This window comes from Bacillus sp. TCT6 (genome assembly GCF_056033845.1).
On record NZ_JBVYHX010000001.1, the window covers coordinates 4,334,851 to 4,353,811 of the forward strand.

Annotated in this window: 20 protein-coding genes; 2 read left to right on the forward strand and 18 right to left on the reverse strand. The window is 37.3% G+C overall.

The window, feature by feature from the left end:
• Positions 1 to 16: 16 nt before the first annotated feature.
• The 15 genes from AC0ONG_RS22190 to AC0ONG_RS22260 form a co-directional block, all read right to left on the reverse strand.
• Positions 17 to 421: a PH domain-containing protein gene (locus tag AC0ONG_RS22190; RefSeq protein ID WP_474204078.1), complete on the reverse strand. Its 405-nt coding sequence runs from the start codon at positions 419 to 421 to the stop codon at positions 17 to 19.
• 64 nt (positions 422 to 485) lie between these two features.
• Positions 486 to 989 carry a GNAT family N-acetyltransferase gene (locus tag AC0ONG_RS22195; protein WP_001003135.1) on the reverse strand — a complete coding sequence of 168 codons (504 nt, stop codon included), beginning with the start codon at positions 987 to 989 and terminating at the stop codon, positions 486 to 488.
• Positions 986 to 1,534, reverse strand: a complete 549-nt coding sequence (locus tag AC0ONG_RS22200; RefSeq protein ID WP_000494654.1) for a GNAT family N-acetyltransferase — start codon at positions 1,532 to 1,534, stop codon at positions 986 to 988. The genes AC0ONG_RS22195 and AC0ONG_RS22200 overlap by 4 nt, the downstream gene beginning before the upstream one ends.
• Before the next feature lie 57 nt (positions 1,535 to 1,591).
• On the reverse strand, positions 1,592 to 2,497 hold the full coding sequence (locus tag AC0ONG_RS22205; protein WP_474204082.1) for a DMT family transporter: 906 nt from the start codon (positions 2,495 to 2,497) through the stop codon (positions 1,592 to 1,594).
• Positions 2,487 to 2,900, reverse strand: coding sequence for a MerR family transcriptional regulator (locus AC0ONG_RS22210; protein WP_000276609.1), 414 nt, complete (start codon positions 2,898 to 2,900; stop codon positions 2,487 to 2,489). The genes AC0ONG_RS22205 and AC0ONG_RS22210 overlap by 11 nt, the downstream gene beginning before the upstream one ends.
• A 171-nt stretch (positions 2,901 to 3,071) precedes the next feature.
• On the reverse strand, positions 3,072 to 4,382 hold the full coding sequence (gene murC, locus AC0ONG_RS22215) for a UDP-N-acetylmuramate--L-alanine ligase (RefSeq protein WP_000219469.1): 1,311 nt from the start codon (positions 4,380 to 4,382) through the stop codon (positions 3,072 to 3,074).
• Between the two features lie 252 nt (positions 4,383 to 4,634).
• The gene (locus tag AC0ONG_RS22220) at positions 4,635 to 5,753 is read right to left on the reverse strand and encodes a nicotinate phosphoribosyltransferase (RefSeq protein WP_000658372.1); all 1,119 of its coding nucleotides are present in this window, start codon (positions 5,751 to 5,753) and stop codon (positions 4,635 to 4,637) included.
• 61 nt (positions 5,754 to 5,814) lie between these two features.
• Positions 5,815 to 9,846 carry a DNA translocase FtsK gene (locus tag AC0ONG_RS22225; protein ID WP_474204085.1) on the reverse strand — a complete coding sequence of 1,344 codons (4,032 nt, stop codon included), beginning with the start codon at positions 9,844 to 9,846 and terminating at the stop codon, positions 5,815 to 5,817.
• Between the two features lie 154 nt (positions 9,847 to 10,000).
• The gene (locus tag AC0ONG_RS22230; RefSeq protein ID WP_133963687.1) at positions 10,001 to 10,954 is read right to left on the reverse strand and encodes an N-acetylmuramoyl-L-alanine amidase; all 954 of its coding nucleotides are present in this window, start codon (positions 10,952 to 10,954) and stop codon (positions 10,001 to 10,003) included.
• Between the two features lie 40 nt (positions 10,955 to 10,994).
• Positions 10,995 to 11,339: a hypothetical protein gene (locus tag AC0ONG_RS22235; protein WP_000813351.1), complete on the reverse strand. Its 345-nt coding sequence runs from the start codon at positions 11,337 to 11,339 to the stop codon at positions 10,995 to 10,997.
• Positions 11,340 to 11,568: 229 nt separating this feature from the next.
• Positions 11,569 to 12,183: a YtpR family tRNA-binding protein gene (gene ytpR, locus AC0ONG_RS22240; protein WP_001006776.1), complete on the reverse strand. Its 615-nt coding sequence runs from the start codon at positions 12,181 to 12,183 to the stop codon at positions 11,569 to 11,571.
• Positions 12,180 to 12,992, reverse strand: coding sequence for a DUF1444 domain-containing protein (locus AC0ONG_RS22245; RefSeq protein WP_000784606.1), 813 nt, complete (start codon positions 12,990 to 12,992; stop codon positions 12,180 to 12,182). Before AC0ONG_RS22245 ends, ytpR begins: the two co-directional genes overlap by 4 nt.
• A 78-nt stretch (positions 12,993 to 13,070) precedes the next feature.
• Entirely contained in the window at positions 13,071 to 13,385 is a 315-nt protein-coding gene (locus tag AC0ONG_RS22250; protein WP_000838193.1) for a thioredoxin family protein, read from the reverse strand.
• A gap of 82 nt (positions 13,386 to 13,467) precedes the next feature.
• A complete protein-coding gene (locus tag AC0ONG_RS22255; RefSeq protein WP_016099039.1) occupies positions 13,468 to 13,977 on the reverse strand; it encodes a DUF84 family protein in 510 nt (169 codons plus the stop codon).
• A 282-nt stretch (positions 13,978 to 14,259) separates the two neighbouring features.
• Entirely contained in the window at positions 14,260 to 15,333 is a 1,074-nt protein-coding gene (locus tag AC0ONG_RS22260; protein WP_001031517.1) for a M42 family metallopeptidase, read from the reverse strand.
• A 148-nt stretch (positions 15,334 to 15,481) separates the two neighbouring features.
• On the opposite strand from AC0ONG_RS22260, the gene AC0ONG_RS22265 reads away from it, so the two are divergent.
• Positions 15,482 to 15,793 (forward strand): PepSY domain-containing protein, encoded by a 312-nt coding sequence (locus AC0ONG_RS22265; protein ID WP_000118541.1) that lies wholly within the window; start codon positions 15,482 to 15,484, stop codon positions 15,791 to 15,793.
• A 158-nt stretch (positions 15,794 to 15,951) separates the two neighbouring features.
• Here AC0ONG_RS22265 and AC0ONG_RS22270 read toward each other — a convergent pair whose 3' ends face one another.
• Both AC0ONG_RS22270 and trmB read right to left on the reverse strand, forming a co-directional pair.
• Positions 15,952 to 16,806: a YtnP family quorum-quenching lactonase gene (locus AC0ONG_RS22270; protein ID WP_000436873.1), complete on the reverse strand. Its 855-nt coding sequence runs from the start codon at positions 16,804 to 16,806 to the stop codon at positions 15,952 to 15,954.
• A gap of 69 nt (positions 16,807 to 16,875) precedes the next feature.
• Entirely contained in the window at positions 16,876 to 17,529 is a 654-nt protein-coding gene (gene trmB, locus AC0ONG_RS22275) for a tRNA (guanosine(46)-N7)-methyltransferase TrmB (protein ID WP_001239383.1), read from the reverse strand.
• A gap of 229 nt (positions 17,530 to 17,758) precedes the next feature.
• On the opposite strand from trmB, the gene AC0ONG_RS22280 reads away from it, so the two are divergent.
• The gene (locus AC0ONG_RS22280; protein WP_001122235.1) at positions 17,759 to 18,037 is read left to right on the forward strand and encodes a YtzH-like family protein; all 279 of its coding nucleotides are present in this window, start codon (positions 17,759 to 17,761) and stop codon (positions 18,035 to 18,037) included.
• A gap of 3 nt (positions 18,038 to 18,040) precedes the next feature.
• Here the strand turns inward: AC0ONG_RS22280 and AC0ONG_RS22285 are convergent, their stop codons facing one another.
• Positions 18,041 to 18,838, reverse strand: a complete 798-nt coding sequence (locus AC0ONG_RS22285) for a phosphotransferase family protein (protein WP_002081999.1) — start codon at positions 18,836 to 18,838, stop codon at positions 18,041 to 18,043.
• Between the last annotated feature and the right edge of the window lie 123 nt (positions 18,839 to 18,961).

An 18,961-nucleotide genomic window follows, 5' to 3' on the forward strand; every position in this document is an offset into this window, starting at 1 on the left:
TTCTCCGAGCGTTTTTTTATTTCTTCCCTACCATTTCTATTTTCACATGTGGATTTTCTTTCTCGATAAGCGCCAAAAATTCATTCATATCTTGCGGCATCGCAACCATATGTACTTTATATGCATTCGTCGTAATTTCAAGATACTTTCCAACTTGACGAACAACTCTTATATCTTTTAATACAACATCATCATTTAGAATACCGTACTTTAATACGCCATTTTCTACTTTATGTTTTTTAATAAATACTTCCCAAACGAGTGGTACATTTACAATGAAGCATAAACTCATCCCAATCAACGCTGACATCCAATGCGCTTTATTAGTGAAAAGCATGACAATTGGATATATACACATAAAAGCTAACGTAAGACAAACGAAAATGACTACTGACTTACTTCTTTGAATTGGAAAGTTCATACCTACACCCCCTAATCCAAATTATACCACTATTTCCATTTTGGTTCATAGAAAAAGGCCATTTCTAGATGACCTTTTTCACAATGTACCTATAAAATTTCTTATCTACCTGTAACACTGGAAAGTTTTTCGGCAACTCATCTATACTCACACTTTGAAAACCATTCTTTTCATAAAAGCGATGTGCCGCTAAAAATTTTACTGTTGTTCCTAAATAAATATCTTTCAACTTTTTATCCTCAGCCCATGAAATTGCTGTTTGAAGCAACATATATGACGCGCCACATTCTTTTCCACGAAACTCTTTTTGTACGAACATTTTTCTTAGCGCTACTTGATGATTCTCAATATCTAATAAAGCTACTGTTCCAACTACTTTCCCATCATAAAGTGCTACCCAAAAGTTTCCGTGATCCTTTTGATAGAATGTTTCTATTTCAAGTAAATCAGGTTGCTCTTCTTTCGTAATGGGAACATTATACTCTTTTTGCTGAATATGAACGATAAGATCTACTACTTCCTCTTGAAACGCACTTTCATACGGAATAATACGAATCTTCTCGTTCATCGAATATCTTTCCATTCTGAAGCTAATAAACTATATACAGCGATATCATGAAAATGATCATATAACCATTCTTCATCTCTTAAAATACCATCTAATTTAAACCCTAAACGCTCTGGAATAGCGCGGCTTTTCACATTTTCAACACCGCATCTAATTTCCATTTTATTTAATTTTAAATTCTCAAATGCATAGTGAAGCACAGCCTTTACGCTACGTGTCATAACGCCTTTTCCTCCAGCATCTTCTGCAAGGTAATACCCAAGACTCGCCGCTCTCTTCCCCCAGCTCACTGGATGAATACCTACCATCCCAACGAGCTTTCCTTTGTAACGTATACCACTTTCAAAACCGTCTCCCTCTGCAAATTTCTTTAACCACATCGGAAAAATCTCATCATAAGCATCAGCAGATTTTGTCCCATCTACCCAAGGAAGCCATTTTCGTAAATGATTACGGTTTTGGTCTATTAATTGATATAATTCTTCTTTATGATGTTTTTCTAGTAATTGTAGTTCGATTTCGTCATCTACTCGGAGTGTGAACATGTTTTTTAGTCCCCTTTTTATTTTTCTTATTATTCTAACATTTTTAGATGTAAAAAGTTAAATATTAACACTTTCTTTTGATTTTCTTTGTATAAAACCAGAAGAATACAATACTCCCGTAATAACTAATATCATTCCTACAGATTGTGCAGATGTTATATTGACTCCTTCAATAAAATAAATAAGTATTGTAACAACAGGCACTAGATTAAAAAATAAAGATGTCCTTGCTGCCCCAATTTGAGCAATTCCATTATTCCACCATAAGTAACCAAGCACACTCATTCCAATTGCCATAAAGAGAATCGCTCCCCATGCCAACCAAGGAATTTCTAAAACTGGTACTATACTTTTTTGTGTAGAAGATATGATAATAAAGGCAAGTGCACCAATAGTCATCGTATATGTCGTCGTTTGTATTGGATTACCAGTTTTAATAAACCTTCTGCCTAGCACGCCGTATAACGCCCAGCAAATATTCCCTAATAAAATATAAAAATCCCCTTTTGAAAATGATAAATGTTGTAGTATTGTAAACGAACCTTGTGTAAGTACAAAAACAACGCCAATTAGTGCAAGTAACATTCCAATTGCTTGGCGCTTCACAATTTTCTCTCGTAAAATGACACTTGCTAACAGCGTCGTAACGAGAGGATTTGTCGCCATAATAAGTGCACCATTAACAGCTTCTGTATATTTCATTCCTAAAAAGAAAAAGAAGTTAAAGCCGAATACACCAACAATACCTAGCAAAAGATAATAGGTCCTATTCTGCATCCATACTTCCAAATCAAAATCTTTTCGTATTTTTAACAAACATAACATCACAAATGCAGCAATCCCAAAACGCCATGCTGCTATATGAATTGCTTCGAAATACTGCACCGCATATTTCGAAGCATTAAATGTCCCACCAGTAAATATCGCAAAACCTAATAACTGCGTATATACTTTATTTTTCATTGCCGGCCTCCAAGTCTTTTTCTTCTAGAAAACCGTAATAAATTTCTAACTTCTCCTCCGTTAGCTGAACAACTTTTTGCAATTGTTCCTGCTGTTCTTTTAATCGCTCCAAGTGAGTTGTTAAAATGGAAATTCTCTTTTTTACTTTCGCTGGTACTTCCTCTTTCTTCTGCCTAATTTCCTCTATAATGCACCCATCACTTGCAAACTCAGCCATCTCTTCTAATGACATCCCAGTTTGTTTTAATGAATATAAAAATTTTAATAAACGTACATCGCCTTCTGTATATTGACGAATACCGCTATTTCGCGTTGGTGGTGGTAATAAACCTAATTTCTCATAGTAGCGCAAAGTGTGAATGCTCATCCCTGTTAATTCTGCTACTTCGCCGATTTTATACATGTTCTCTCCCCCTTGTTTTTACATTTTCATCTTACAACCTAGAGTTAGCTCTAGGTCAATACATAAATAAAGTGAAACTTTAATCAGTGGGGGTCTTATTGCACGTTAATGCGGGATAAAAGTTGAACACAACAAAAAAAGACGCACAGCCACAGCTATGCGTCTTTTCTATTATTTCTCTGCAACTTGAACTTCTTTTACGTAAGCTGCTTCGAATTTTTGGATGTCACCTGCGCCCATGAAAATTAGAACGCCGTTTTTATGTTTCTTTAATACATCCGTTGTTGTATCTGTAATTAGTTCTGCACCATCAATACGCTTTTGCAGATCTTCAATTGTTAATTCACCTTTGTTTTCGCGTGCTGATCCGAAAATATCACATAAGTATACTTGATCAGCTTTGCTTAAGCTTTCAGCGAACTCATCTAAGAACTTTTCTGTACGTGAGAATGTATGCGGCTGGAATACAGCGACAACTTCACGCTCTGGATGTTTTTGACGAGCTGCTTCAATCGTTGCATTAATTTCTGTCGGATGGTGTGCGTAGTCATCGATAATAACTTGCTCTCCCATCGGCTTTTCATTAAAGCGACGTTTTACGCCTTCAAAAGTTGTTAATTGATGTTTTACTGCTTCTACATCAACGTTTTCATAATGGCAAAGTGCGATTACTGCTAACGCATTTAATACGCTGTGATTGCCGTATCCTGTAATTTTGAACGTGTCATAGTACGTATTACGAACGAATACATCGAATATCGTGCCATCTGTTCTCTTTTGGATGTTACGTGCTTGGAAATCATTATCTTCTCCAAATCCATAGAAAATAACAGGTACTTTCGCTTGAATTTTTTGAAGTTCTTCATCATCTCCACATGCAATAATGCCTTTTTTCACTTGCAATGCCATCTCTTGGAATGCACTGAATACATCATTGATGTCTGCAAAATAATCTGGATGATCAAAATCAATATTCGTCATAATTGCATAGTCTGGATTGTAAGACAAGAAATGACGACGATACTCACAAGCTTCAAATACAAAATACTTACTATTTTCTACCCCATGCCCTGTTCCATCTCCAATAAGGTAAGATGTAGGATGTGCACCTTGCATTACATGGGCTAACAAACCTGTTGTTGATGTCTTTCCGTGTGCACCAGTTACAGCAACACTTGTGTATTGGCTCATAAGGTCACCTAAGAAGTGATGGTAACGATGTACTGGGATGTTTAATTCTTTTGCTGCTACGATTTCTTCATGCGTATCAGGAAATGCATTTCCTGCAATAATCACTTGTCCTTCTTCTACATTATTCTTATCAAAAGGAAGGATCGAGATACTACGCTTTTCTAACGCTGTTTGTGTAAAGAAACGCTTTTCATAATCAGACCCTTGAACAGTATGCTTCATATCATGAAGAATTTGCGCTAATGAACTCATTCCTGTTCCTTTAATTCCTACAAAATGGTAAACTGTCATCTTAAAGAACCTCCAACATTTCGAACTAATACAACGGCCTATCTATAAGACAGTATATGAATCTTTTCTTATTTTGGTAATCATCATACATTTTTGATGTAGTGAGGTTATTCTTTCCCTTCACTTATCAGGATAAACTCGTACGTACTTCTTTATATGTCCATAACAAGTCCATTATAGCAAAAAAGAAGCCGCTATACTATGATAACAGAAAAACTGATAGGGTCAATCACCTATCAGTTTTTCTCTCTTTTACATATCTTCTCTTTTTTCTAATTGAACACGCTCTAAACGTGGGTTTGGACGATATTTACGACCAGCTTTTGCTTCTGGTTTCCCATTTAATTCTACATTATCACCAGTAAAGCCAATATTCATTTTTAACAAGCTACTCCCTACCCCATATATGTCAACAGGTACCTTTTGAGCTTCAAATTCACGAATACGCTTTTCATCAAATCCACCAGTTACAACGATGTCTACATGCTGGAATCCTTCTTCATCAAGCGCCTTGCGAAGTGCAAATACAAGAGATGGATTTACACCACGTGGATCAAATGTTCCAAGTACTTCTGGGTGGCGAATAAAGTATTGATCAATCATTGTGCGAGACGTATCTACACGCACACCTTTTAATGTTGATCCAAATTCACGCGCTACACGAAGTGCATCTGTAATAACATCATTATTGTAATCAATTAGTACAACTAATTCATCTTCTGGAAATTTCTTATGATATGCTTTTGCCGCTTCTACAACATCACCATTAAACATTTGAATTAATGCGTGAGGCATTGTTCCCATACCACTTCTGCCCCACCATTCATTCATTGCATGCGTCGCTTGTGCGCTCATACCTCCGATGTATGCTGCATAACCGTCACCAGCTTGTTGTGTATAATGATCGTCACGATCTCCCATGAAAATAACTGGTTTTTCTTTATCTACACTACGCGCAGCTTGGACAACATTATATACGTTTGTTGCAACCGATGTACGACGAGCTAAAATCCCATCAATAACACCTTCTAAAAATCCGAAATTCTCATAAGGACCATGAATTGTTAACACTGTTTCAAATGGACTAATTTTATCGCCATCTTTTAAAGAGTTAATTTCAAGTTCCTCAGGATTTTTAGCGAATGTTTGTAGCAATGCAATTACTTCATCTGTTCCGCAAAGAACTGCATTTTCTTTTTGGAAAAATTGCATCGTTACAACACTTTTCGGGCGAAATTCTTCAATAATTTCTCTAGTTTTTAAAAAGTAAACGGCGGAGAACCAACCTTCTCCAACTCGTTCGTCAAATTTAAATGTTTTATTTGTTAGTCGATTTATTTCACCTTTTAATTTTAATTCAATTTCTTTCATGTCGCTTTACTCCCTACTTTACTATCCAACATTTTCTATTAGTATACAGCAAAACCGTGGACTATACATTCGTTTCCTGCATAGCAGCAAATTCATCCTCAGAAATAAGGACATCTCTTGGCTTCGTCCCTCTTGCTTCAGAAATAATTCCTTGCGATTGCATCTCCTCAATGAGACGTGCCGCGCGATTATAACCGATGCGGAATTTTCGCTGTACAGAAGATGTGGACGCTCCCCCTTGTTCTACAACAAATTGACATGCTTCAAAGAACAATTCGTCTTCCGACTCAGCCTGTTCTGTTTTCGCTAATAAATCCTCTTGCTTAAATAAGTAATTCGGCTTCATTTGCTTTCTCACATGATCAACTGTCTTTTCAATCTCATCATCCGATACATATACACCTTGTACACGAACTGGCTTAGATGTACCGTTCCCTAAAAATAACATATCACCACGGCCAAGTAATTTCTCCGCGCCTCCAATATCAATAATCGTACGCGAATCAACTTGAGATGATACAGTAAACGCAATACGCGTTGGAATGTTTGACTTAATTAAACCTGTAATAACATCTACAGATGGACGCTGCGTCGCTACTAATAAATGAATACCACAAGCACGTGCTTTTTGCGCAATACGACAAATCGCTTCCTCAACATCACCAGGTGCTACCATCATTAAGTCGGCTAACTCGTCAATGACAATAACGATATAAGGTAATGTTTCTCCCGGAATTTCTCGCTCACTTACAATCGTATTGTAACGAGTTAAATCACGAGCACCAGCGTGCGCAAACAATTCATAACGGCGTTCCATCTCTTCGACTGCCCACTTTAAAGCCGCTGTCGCTGCTTTTACATCCGTAATAACAGGTGCTACAAGATGTGGAACAGAATTGTATGGTGCAAGCTCAACCATCTTCGGATCAATTAACATTAACTTCACTTCATGCGGTTTCGCTTTATATAAAATACTCGTTAAAATCGCGTTAATACACACACTTTTACCTGAACCCGTTGCACCCGCAATAAGTCCGTGCGGCATTTTTCGAATATCTGTTACAATTGGATCACCTGAAATATCAAGTCCAAGCGCAACAGTAAGCGGTGATTCACTCTTTGTGAATACAGGACTTCTTAAAATTTCACGAAGAAATACTGGCTTACTTTCTTTATTTGGAACCTCAATTCCAATCGCACTCTTCCCTGGAATCGGCGCTTCAATACGAATATCTTTCGCAGCTAAACTTAACTTAATATCATCACTTAAATTGGTAATTTTATTTACTTTCACGCCTGGGTCTGGTTGCACTTCAAAACGAGTTACTGCTGGCCCTTGCGATACATTAATAACATGTGCTCCAACATGAAAATTATTAAACGTTGTATCTAATAATTCTTTTTGCTCATCTAACCATTCTGTATTATCTAGCGCTGATTGCTGCGGAATCGACAACAGCGCTAATGGCGGAACAGTGTACGTCGGTGGTGTGTGCAATACATTTCGCATATCGTTCTCTCTTTGATTTACAACATATGCTTTCTCTTGTACTTCCGTACTTGAAATTGGCTTTTGTACTTGCTCTTCCACTACTTGCTGCACTGGGCGTTCTTCCATTTGTGGCTCTGCTACTACTTGCTGCACTGATTGCTCTTCTACTTGTGATTCTACTACCACCTGCTGCATTGGTTGTTCTTCCACTTGTGATTCTACTACCACCTGCTGCATTGGTTGTTCTTCCACTTGTGATTCTACTACCACCTGCTGCATTGGTTGTTCTTCCACTTGTGGTTCTGCTACCACCTGCTGCATTGGTTGTTCTTCCACTTGTGGTTCTGCTACTACTTGTTGCACTAGTTGTTCTTCCACTTGTGGTTCTGCTACTACTTGTTGCATTGGTTGTTCTTCCACTTGTGGTTCTGCTACTACTTGTTGCACTGGTCTATTCTCTACTCGTACATTAACAGAATGCTGCATTGCATTTGCCCTAGCTGCATGTCTTTCCATTAATCGTGTTCTATCTTGTTTCAACATAACAACATTAAATGGTACATGACGCTTTTTCTCACGTTTTGGTTCTTCTTTTTTTACAACTGGTTGTTCTTCTGCGACCGGCGCTTCTTCTACAACTCGTTGTTCTTCTGCGACTGGCGCTTCTTCTACAACTCGTTGTTCTTCTGCGACTGGTGTTTCTTCTACAACTCGTTGTTCTTCTGCGACTGGCGCTTCTTCTACAACTCGTTTATTTTCTTCTGTTTCTGCAAGTAAAACATTCGCAAAGCTTTGAACGTCGTTCTTTGTCTGTTCATCAGCCTCAGCTACATGTATGAATTCACTCTTTTGTTCAATCGCTTCATCTTCTTGCTGAATTTCCTCAAGTGCTACAAATGTCTCTACTACAGGTGCTTTTATTTCTGCAATCACTTCTACTTCTTCTGACTCTTCCGTTTCCGCAATTACTTCTACTTCCTCTAGCTCTTCTGCTTCTGCAATTACTTCCACTTCTTCTGGCTCTTCTGTTTCTGCAATTACTTCCACTTCTTCTTGTGCTTCTGTTTCTGCAATTACTTCCACTTCTTCTTGTGCTTCTGTTTCTGCAATTACTTCTACTTCTTCTAGCTCTTCTGCTTCTGCAATTACTTCTACTTCTTCTAGCTCTTCTGTTTCCGCAATTACTTCCACTTCTTCTTGTGCTTCTGTTTCTGCAATTACTTCCACTTCTTCTAGCTCTTCTGTTTCCGCAATTACTTCTACTTCTTCTGACTCTTCCGCTTCTGCAATTACTTCCACTTCTTCTGGCTCTTCTGTTTCTGTAATTACTTCCACTTCTTCTGACTCTTCTGCTTCTGCAATTACTTCCACTTCTTCTGATTCTGCAATCACTTCTACTTCTTCTAGCTCTTCTGTTTCTGTAATTACTTCTACTTCTTCTAGCTCTTCTGTTACTGTAATTACTTCCACTTCTTCTGGCTCTTCTGTTTCTGTAATTACTTCCACTTCTTCTGGCTCTTCTGTTTCTGTAATTACTTCCACTTCTTCTGGCTCTTCTGGTATTTCCACAATGATTGTTTCTGCAAGTTTTTCTTCTGCTTTGACAATCACTGATTCTTCTGGAGCTTGCTTTTCCACTTCAATAGTAGGTTGTTTTATTTCTGTATTACGTTTAATTTCTTCTGATAATATTGTATCCTCGTGCTCTACTTTAGAAGCCACTAATTCTTCTTGTAGATTGTTTTCGTTTAACACCACTACATCTTTTTCTAGCTTAGCACTTTCCATCTGCTCAGCTACTGTTTTATGAAGTAATTCATCCGCTGAAACTTCCTGCGGTGTACTCATTCCTTGAATCACTTCTTTTTCTTCTACTAAAGGCTCTTGGCGTTCGATTTCATAACCGTTTTTCTCTAGCCATTGATCAACAACTGATTTTTCTTGCTTTTTATCCTGTTGACCAACCGATTCATGACTAGGCGAAGAAGACGTTGCTTGCCCTTCTGAGAAATCTGATAATGTATATCCTTTTTTCTCTAACCATGCATCAACAACTGCTTTGCCCTCTACAGATATTTCAAGATCTTCTCTTTCTTTTACTTCCTCCTGCTTTTCAACCTTTTTCTCTACTGAAGGACGATTATATCCATAAATTGGCGAAATCATTTCTGTTGGACGAAATGGTCTACGGTTACTCTCTTGCGAAGGTGCAGATGCCTTTTTAACGACAGCCTCTCGCACCGGTTCATATTGTACTTCCGGTTCTTCATATGTAGAAACTACCTTTTCCACATACGGTCGTCTGCTTCTTTCCACCTGTATTCCTCTTTGAGCAGTCGGTTCTTCATATGTTACTCCTTGAACAGGTTGTTCTTCGAAGTGATCTACTTCTCTTTCATCCTCTTCATCGAACCCATTATCCGGTACTAAAGGAAAACGGCATTTACCTGCATTCCTACTTGCCATTTGTGCTTCTCTTGCTTCAGTGTAGTGGTTTACACGAGGAATTTTCGGCTGACTTTCAATTTGCTTTTGTACTTCTTTATTCAACGCTGTTTGTTCTTCCTCTTTGTTAAACAACTTTTTCATCCAATCTAACATGCTTACCACTCTTTCTACTAAATAGTAACATCCTTTATTGTATCAGCATTCGGCAAAAAGTGCAGGTAAAATTAAGCATGTCATATTTATCCACAATATTCTAATTTACGAGTGTTTCATATGGAAAAACGCAGCCTTTCATGTAAGACTGCGCTTAAGCTTTACGCTTCCGATATGCATCTATACTATCCGTTACACTTTGCAATAAAGAATTTACATACTGCGGGTCAGATAATTTTTTATCTTCTTCAAGATTTGACATAAACCCAAGTTCTAATAGTACACCAGGTACTTTGGACCAATTAAATCCAGAAAGATCATCCCTGAATTTAATTCCATTTACTTTCACTTGCTGGTTCTCCCTCATTTTATTTACAATCATTTGAGAGATTTGAAGGCTTTCCGCATAAATCTCTTTCGTATGCGGACTGTCTTCTGCTGGCGTCAATACAGCAAATCCACTTTGGTTTGGATTTTCAGAACCATCTGCATGAAGACGTAAAAATAAATTTGCCTTATGATTGTTTGCGAATGTCGCCCGTTCTTTATTACTTATATCAATGTCTTGTGACGTTCTCGTCATTAATACTTGCATTCCCTTCGCTTCTAACTTTTCTTTTAATACGAAAGCCATTTCTAATACAAGTACGGCCTCTCTTTTTTTCGTCACAACACCAGTTGTACCATCTGTGACTTTATATTTTTGTGTTGTTGCCCCTGGCCCAATCGGCTCTAAATTTAAATTCGCTTTTTGTTGATGCCCTGGATCAATAACGACGAGAAACTTCTCTTGTTTTTCATTACTCTCTACTTTTTGTTCATTATTTTGCATTGGTTGCTCAGTTGGCAGCACCGGTGTAGTTTCCTCTATCTTTTCTTCAGTCGGCATTTCCTCCTGCTTATGCTCCACTTGCTCATTCGTTTTAATTGCTTGCGATTCTTCGTTCTTTTCTTGTTCTTGCTGCTTTTCTACCGGTGCGTCTTCTTTGGTATCTTTTCTTTTCTCTTTTATAGAAGATGTAGTTTCTTTTTTCGGCTGCTCTTGTGAACAACCAGCCATATATATTCCAATGAATGCAATCATGCTCATTATTTTTATATACTTCATACTTCTCTCCCATCACTTTGCACCGGATTCAAAGTTTTTCTTATAATTGCCCTATAATCTCATCCATATTTCCAATATAAACAGGATGCCACGTTTCTGTACCCCGCTCTGCAGTATAAACCGGATAAGCGTTATCATCTATATTTACGAAAACTGGATCACCCATATCCGTTTCATATCCAATTGCAATCCATCCTTCTTGCCACTTTCCGTTTTCTTCACTTATTAATGAATTTTTATGTTTATCATATCGGTAACCGATTTGTCCTTTTTCTAATTCACTTTCACTAAACACATATATTTCATAAGTACCTAGCTCAACATCTTGCTGTTTTGAAGTTTCAATTCGTTTTAGAAGTTCTGCGATTTTTGGTTGTTGTTTCATACGTCTATCCCCTTCTATTTTTCTAAATTTTAACTAGTTTGTTTATAAAATACAATATAGATTTTAAGAAAAAAGGTGACATTCTTATCATATTTACGATTTTTTGAGTATATCTATCACAACTCTCAATATATCAACGATTCAACAAGAAATTTCGACTTACCGATAAAGAATGACAAAAAGAAAAGAGAGGCTGTCCAAAAGGACAACCTCTCTTTTCTTATATCAATTAAAATTTAAACTCTTGTCCAACTTCAAAGCTATCTTCTAATACAAGAATACCTTTTTCTTGTGGAGCGTCTGGAAGCTCTAATTCACGTGCAGAGCAGATCATTCCAGAAGAAGGAACACCGCGAAGTTCAGCCGGTTTAATTAACATACCGCTTGGCATTACAGCGCCGATTTTCGCAACGACAACTTTTTGTCCTGCATCAACGTTTGGTGCACCACATACGATTTGTAATGTTTCTGTACCGATTTCTACTTTACAGATGTTTAGCTTATCAGCATTTGGATGTTTCTCTTTTTCAGCTACATAGCCTACAACAAATTTCGGAGAAAGATCTGCTTCTACTGTTTCTTCAAAGCCATTCTTCGCTAAAACTTCGTTGATTTTCTCTACAAGCTCTTTCGTTAATGTAAGGTTTCCTGTTTCTTTTACTTCTAAGTAAGAAGATGCATTAAAGATGTTGAATCCTCCCGTTACGTTGCTTTCACGATCATAAACGCGTGCAACATCTCCTTTGCGATCAAAAGTACGGTTCTCTAAAGTAATATCTTGTAAGGCAACAATTAAAGTGTCACCAATTCCTTCAAGGTTGTAAAAAACGTTCACTTCGTTCATCCTTTCTCTTTTCCATCTGTCTTCTTCCGATTTTTCGCTAAAATAAAGATTGGTTCAAATTCTCCATCTTCATATACGAATGAAAGTGATGTAATCGGAACATGCCCTTCGGCAAAAAATTTCATTGTCATTTGTGCAATAATATCATAACCGATTTCGTTGACGATATCAGCAATAATTAATACATCTTGGTGAGGAACAGCAACAACCATGTCACCAGAAATCTTTTCACGCATCGATTGTAGTAACGATTCGTTTAAAATACGAGTCGCGTCATACCCATCATTTGTGTTTAAAAAGTAGAATGTATTACCCGCTACTGTGTCTTGTTTAAATTCATAACCTAATGAGCGTGCGTTGAATAATGCCATTTCACGCACTTGCTGTTCTGTAAGTTCTAATTTTTGTAACAGACGTTCATCAATTAGTCGATACGTTTTATTCGAATCTAACGCATAGTAAATACGTGTTTCCGCCGTATGATCCGTCATAATAAACGGATTTCCTTCTTCTGCTTGTTTCGGGAAAGAAGTAGAACGAATAACAGGTAAAATTTTTGCTCCGCTATTTTCTTCTTTATGCATCGCAATTAGCGCTTCTTGTACGTAATAAGCAACTTCTTCAATTGCCTTTTCTTTGTTCACTTCCCATTTTGCTACAACTCCTGGAAGTGATACGTTAATACCTTTTTTCGAGTCTTTCTGTTCTATACGTAGAACCTCTTTCTCGCTATCATACTGAAAGTCCCACTCTGGACGAGATAATTTCTTCATTAACTCGTCTTTCATCTTTTTACTTGTCATCTTCATCTCTTTTTCCTCCCTTCCAAAAAAATAACCTCCCCCGCGAAGGTAGAGGTTGTTTTACAATTCAATTGGCAAATTGCCTTATTTTAAACCTTCAATGAACTCTTCGATTTGTTCTTGTGTTTTACGATCTTTGTTTACATAGCGACCAGTTTCTTCACCTTTATTGTACGCTACAAAGCTCGGAATGCCAAATACGTCTAATTTTACACATAGATCAATAAACTCATCACGATCTACATAGTAAAATGAGAAATCACTATATTTCTCTTCTACTTCTGGCATAAATGGGTCTACAAAACGGCAGTCTGGGCACCATTCTGCTGAGAACATAAAGACTACATTCTCTTCATTTTTTAATTGTTGGAATTGCTCCATGCTTTCTAATGACTTCATCTATATTTCCTCCTCTAACGAGTGCATTTTTCATGTTATAATCTTTCTTTTATACTACCATACATCGCGCATGGTGCAAGGTTTATGCTTGCTTTTTGTCATACTTATATTGCCCAACAAGTAACTTAACAACGTGTACAAATAATTCCGTGCGGTCGACATAATCATCTGTAAAAATACCAATCGCTCCTTCGTGACTACGAATATCTTTTCTATGTACAAACTCTTCCATCACTTCACTTAACTCCTTGCCATCTTCAAGAGGTGCTAAAAAATCGTCTGGTAACGTAATACGCGCTCCTCCAGCCACGAATACTTTCCCATCACTTGTTGCTAGCGCGCCCCAGTTACACATAAATAAACCGTGCTCCGTTTTCATCACACCGCCTTCTAGCCCAATACCAATTGGAGCTTCTCCTTCCTCTAGCGCTCGCTTCGCTCTATTAATCGCTCCTTGCATCGTCTCTTCATCTGAAAACGGCTGATTTGCTACTCCTGAAGGAACAGAGAGAGATGTAATTGTAGCCTCTTTCCAAACCTTCTCCACAGCACCAACTTTCGTTTTATTCTTCGATCCAACTACTACTTTCATTTCGTTCACCTCTATAAAAATTCATCATTCTATTCTAATATCCGCATCAGATACGAATTAAGTATCAACCACTACCACATATCACCAAGTCATCTATTCAGCCTAAAAAAGAAGGTTTTTTCTAGCAACATTACCGTCTTCGAAAACAAAAACAGCCTTCCTCTCACTTCCTACTTGGAGTCTTCATACATCATTCGAACACCAATTAAGCACTGACCGCTCCCAATCATCGCTGGGTCATCTATTCAACCTAAAAAAAGAAGGGTTTTTCGCCCTTCTTCTCTACGCGTTATTCTTAATTGTCTCTAACGTCGTTTTATCTGTTGTTCTTACAAGCTTCGTAATTAATTCTTTCGCCGCTGCATAATCATCAACATGTAAAATTGAAGCATGCGTATGAATGTAGCGTGCACAAACACCAATTACTGCTGATGGGATACCAGAGTTACTTGTATGTACACGGCCCGCATCTGTACCACCTTGTGAAATAAAGTATTGGTACGGAATATTGTTTGTTTCTGCTGTATCTAAAATGAATTCGCGCATTCCTCTATGTGTTACCATCGTGCGATCGTAAATACGAAGAAGAGCACCTTTTCCTAATTGACCGAACTGCGTTTTGTCACCAGATGCATCGTTTGCTGGACTTGCATCAAGCGCATAAAAAATGTCTGGTTGAATCATATTTGCAGCTGTTTGCGCTCCGCGAAGGCCTACTTCTTCTTGTACAGTAGCACCAGAATATAATGTATTTGGTAATGTTTCATCTTTTAATTCTTTTAACAATTCGATTGCAAGACCACATCCGTAACGGTTGTCCCAAGCTTTCGCCATAATTTTCTTCTCATTTGCCATCGGTGTGAATGGGCAAATCGGCACGATTTGTTGTCCTGGTTTTACACCAATTTCAATCGCATCTTCATAACTATCTGCACCTATATCAATTAACATATTTTTTATATCCATCGGTTTTGCACGTTGCGCGTCACTTAATAAATGAGGAGGAATAGAACCAACAACCCCAATAACAGGACCATTCTTCGTCATAACTTGTACACGCTGTGCTAATAAAACTTGGCTCCACCAGCCGCCTAACGTTTGAAAACGAAGCATTCCATTTTTCGTAATTTGTGTAACCATGAAACCTACTTCATCCATATGACCTGCTACAAGAACACGCGGGCCAGTTTCGTCCCCTTTTTTCAGACCAAATACGCTACCTAAACCGTCTTGTACAATTTCATCCGCATATTTGCTTAATTCTTGTTTCATAAAACGGCGTACATCATGTTCAAAACCTGATGCCCCCTGTAATTCTGTTAACGTACGAAATAATTGTAATGTCTCTTTATTCACGAAGTCCCCTTCTTTCAAACCTTAGTAGAATACCTCTTTTATTGTAACGAAATTTTCGAAATGTTTCTAGTTTCTTCTTTTTTAACTGTATTTGCTTTATAATTATTATTGGTACACTATTTTTATTTTATAGAATTGAGGTGAATATATGAGTTGGAAAGGTTTAGTAGCAGGTCTTGGCGTTGGGTTCGCAGCTGGTTATCTCGTTGCAAACAAAGTACAAGAACAATCCCATATTTCTTCAGAAAAAGCATTGAAAATGGTGAAACAAGCATTAAGTCATAAAGGTGAAATTACTGGCTCTTGGGTACATATGGTTCCAGAGACATTTGAAAAATATGATGTCGCATATGAAGTTTATCGCGGCGGTCTTACAACAATGTTAGATGATATACAAGAACGATTTGAATTTTTAGTTGATGCTAAAACAGGTACTGTTTTAGAAGTTATAGCAGCATAAAAAGGAGGGTTCCCATTAGGTGAACCTCTTATTTTTTTGAAATTGTGGGTATTGATTAAAATTATATCAGCGATTTTCCGAATATATCGACTTACCGACAAAATCCGATAATAAAAAAGAAGCTGCTCCAACAAATATGATGGAACAATCTCCTCTTTTTAAGCTTCTATACTCGTTTTCCGTTCTATTTTTTCTACAATATGTCCTTCCTCATTCCACTTCACAGCACGATAATATGCGTCATGATAAAACGTAAACCACGCCTCTTTTTCAGCACCATACTTCATCCACTTTTGCTTATTTTCAATCGAAGTCATCGGATAATCATCGTATGCCATTACCCATAATACATTTTGATGCGCGTGTGTCGGCAATAGGTCTGCTAAATGTAGCATCGTTTCTCCTTGACTCTCCAAAGCGATAACTGCATGTCCATCGCTATGACCACCGGTATGCGTCATCTTGATTTCATCTGTAATTTCTATTTCTTGCTGGAACGTAACAACTTGATCTACAATTGGCTCCCAATTTTCCTTCCAATATGTATTACGTGATCTAATGTTTGGATTCCTCATTTCATTCCACTCTGTTTCACTTACGTAAACTTTCGCATTTGGAAATGCCGGTACAAGGTGATCATCTTCCCATTTTGTTAGACCAGATGCATGATCAAAATGAAGGTGTGTCATTAAAACATATTGAATATCTTCAGGCTTTAATCCCTGTTTTTCTAACGATTCATAAACCGATGATTCTTCTGTTACACCTTGATTTCGTTTCATCTTCTCATTCAACTTACCGTTTCCTATTCCTGAATCAATGAGCATATTTCCATCTTTCGTTTGTAAAAGTAACGGATCTGTTCGTAAGTAAATATGATTTGTGTCATTATGTTTATATTTACGTGACCAAAGTACTTTCGGCACAACACCAAACATTGCCCCTCCATCTAAATGTGTATTTCCGCCTTTTAACCACGTTACTTTTATATCTCCAATTTGTAACTGTTCCATTACACATCCCCCTTTTAATTAATCTTAACATAAAATTCTGATTATTTTAGGCATAAAAAAACCTATGCATTACTGCATAGGCTCTGTACGATATTTTGCTTCAACTCGGTAAATACGATGACCCTTACTAGAGAATTTCTCTTCGTATTCAGTCATGATGTTACCTTCAAAGTCGCTGTTATGAAGATCTAAGCTTAAGTACGTTAGTAACATACCATACTCAGCCATACTCATAAGAGAATATTCAAATAAACCTTGGTTATCTGTTTTAAAATGAATTTCTCCGCCTTCTACTAACACTTCTTCATAATTACGTAAAAACGTTTTATACGTTAAACGACGCTTCGTATGACGCTTCTTTGGCCATGGATCTGAGAAGTTTAAATAAACGCGATCAATCTCACCTTTTGCAAAGAAAACTGTTAAATCTTCAGCATCTTTATTAATTAACTTTAAGTTCGGCACTTCTTCTTCAATTAATTTATCAAGTGCATCTACAACAACACTTGTGAATTTTTCAATTCCAATATAATTAATATGTGGATTCGCTTTTGCCATATCATACATAAAGCGGCCACGACCTGTACCTACTTCAATATGAATTGGTTGTTCATTTCCAAATACTTCTTTCCAGTTACCAGCGCGCTCCTCTGGGTTTCCGATTACGATATGTGAATACTCGTTAATTCGATCCATTGCATATGGTTTATGTCTTAAACGCATAGATGTCTCCCTCTCTTTACAAAACTATTTTAAAGGAATAATTCCTTCTTTCTTTTTTTAATTAATCTACCAAACAAAAAACCAAGTACGTACGAGCACTCGGTCCGTTTCTTTCAAGTATAAGATGTACCATTTTGATAAAAACTACATACAGCATTAAACATTCCATGACGAAACAGCTTTTTCTCTTACATTTGAAGAGAAAAACAATCGAAAGGATGATCCGTTCATGCCAATTAATCAACAACATCAATTAGAAGTGCTGAAAGATATTTTAGTCAACCACCAAAGTGATTGCTGCGGGACAGTTTCAGAATGCGAGCAATTAGAGCGCCTCATTCAATCGTTACTCGCAAACGATAATATAAGTAGTGACGCTAAAACAATGCTAAACGATGTATATTCTTATAGTCAATCGGGTAAATCTTCCTCTAATTTGGACAACCATATTTCCAATAATCAAGAACAACTTACTCAGTGGATTGCTGGAATGGACAATTTTTCTTAAGTATTATTCTGAAGCAAGTAGTTGCTGTAAATATTGATGCCAATATTCAGCTTCTGCTTGCTGTTTTTTTGTTGTATGCCATTGAATAGACAAAATCGTTTGTGCTATCACATACCATCTCATACGCCTAAGCAGCGATTCATCCATTTCAATATCATAAAAACCGAGCCACTCACTCCACTCCTGGCGCGGAATGTACCAATATAATAACATACCAAGGTCTAGAGCCGGGTCAGCAATTACAGCTCCATCCCAATCAATTAAAAACAACTCATCTTCATCCGACAATATCCAATTGTTATGGTTTACATCACAATGGCATACAACAAATTCATTGTATTCAATAGCTTTTAATGAACCCATTAAATATTGAAGGCCTTGCTGAATTGTTTCATCATCCCTTATATCTCCTCTTAAAACGAGTTGCAGTTGTTGTAATAACTCTTGTGCGTGAAGCGGCTGCTTCCCAAGTCTTTGAATCATCTGTACAAGCGCTTTAGAGGAGTGTATTTTCTTCAAAAGTTTCGCAACACGTTCTAGTTTCATATCCTCTGGCTCTAGCTTCTGTCCCGGAAGCCATTTTTGAGCAGAAATTACATCACCATTCGTTACCCTTCTTGTCCAAAGTAATTTTGGAACAATTCCTTCTGCTGACAATACCGCTAAAAAGGGCGATGTATTCCGCTTTAAAAATAACTTCTGTTGTCCGTTTTGCGCAATATATGCATCGCCCGTTACTCCACCAGCCGGTACAAGACTCCACTCTTTTCCTAATAATTGTTCCAACCATTCCATATTCATTACCCGTTAACAAATCCTTATCTTTTATAGTTATGAAAAGAAAAACCGCAACATTTCTACACATGTTGTGGATTCATATATTTTACTGTAAATGAAAAGAAAAATTAGCCTAGGCCAAAAATC

Bases quoted from the DNA above. Each gene is read 5' to 3' on its own strand.
- AC0ONG_RS22210 (WP_000276609.1), bottom strand. From the start codon at position 2,900: ATGTATAAAATCGGCGAAGTAGCAGAATTAACAGGGATGAGCATTCAC.
- AC0ONG_RS22245 (WP_000784606.1), bottom strand. From the start codon at position 12,992: ATGAAGATGACAAGTAAAAAGATGAAAGACGAGTTAATGAAGAAATTA.
- murC (WP_000219469.1), bottom strand. From the start codon at position 4,382: ATGACAGTTTACCATTTTGTAGGAATTAAAGGAACAGGAATGAGTTCA.
- AC0ONG_RS22250 (WP_000838193.1), bottom strand. From the start codon at position 13,385: ATGAAGTCATTAGAAAGCATGGAGCAATTCCAACAATTAAAAAATGAA.
- AC0ONG_RS22265 (WP_000118541.1), top strand. From the start codon at position 15,482: ATGAGTTGGAAAGGTTTAGTAGCAGGTCTTGGCGTTGGGTTCGCAGCT.
- AC0ONG_RS22270 (WP_000436873.1), bottom strand. From the start codon at position 16,806: ATGGAACAGTTACAAATTGGAGATATAAAAGTAACGTGGTTAAAAGGC.
- AC0ONG_RS22205 (WP_474204082.1), bottom strand. From the start codon at position 2,497: ATGAAAAATAAAGTATATACGCAGTTATTAGGTTTTGCGATATTTACT.
- AC0ONG_RS22190 (WP_474204078.1), bottom strand. From the start codon at position 421: ATGAACTTTCCAATTCAAAGAAGTAAGTCAGTAGTCATTTTCGTTTGT.
- AC0ONG_RS22235 (WP_000813351.1), bottom strand. From the start codon at position 11,339: ATGAAACAACAACCAAAAATCGCAGAACTTCTAAAACGAATTGAAACT.
- AC0ONG_RS22280 (WP_001122235.1), top strand. From the start codon at position 17,759: ATGCCAATTAATCAACAACATCAATTAGAAGTGCTGAAAGATATTTTA.
- AC0ONG_RS22225 (WP_474204085.1), bottom strand. From the start codon at position 9,846: ATGTTAGATTGGATGAAAAAGTTGTTTAACAAAGAGGAAGAACAAACA.
- AC0ONG_RS22220 (WP_000658372.1), bottom strand. From the start codon at position 5,753: ATGAAAGAAATTGAATTAAAATTAAAAGGTGAAATAAATCGACTAACA.
- AC0ONG_RS22230 (WP_133963687.1), bottom strand. From the start codon at position 10,954: ATGAAGTATATAAAAATAATGAGCATGATTGCATTCATTGGAATATAT.
- AC0ONG_RS22200 (WP_000494654.1), bottom strand. From the start codon at position 1,534: ATGTTCACACTCCGAGTAGATGACGAAATCGAACTACAATTACTAGAA.
- AC0ONG_RS22285 (WP_002081999.1), bottom strand. From the start codon at position 18,838: ATGAATATGGAATGGTTGGAACAATTATTAGGAAAAGAGTGGAGTCTT.
- trmB (WP_001239383.1), bottom strand. From the start codon at position 17,529: ATGCGTTTAAGACATAAACCATATGCAATGGATCGAATTAACGAGTAT.
- AC0ONG_RS22255 (WP_016099039.1), bottom strand. From the start codon at position 13,977: ATGAAAGTAGTAGTTGGATCGAAGAATAAAACGAAAGTTGGTGCTGTG.
- AC0ONG_RS22195 (WP_001003135.1), bottom strand. From the start codon at position 989: ATGAACGAGAAGATTCGTATTATTCCGTATGAAAGTGCGTTTCAAGAG.
- ytpR (WP_001006776.1), bottom strand. From the start codon at position 12,183: ATGAACGAAGTGAACGTTTTTTACAACCTTGAAGGAATTGGTGACACT.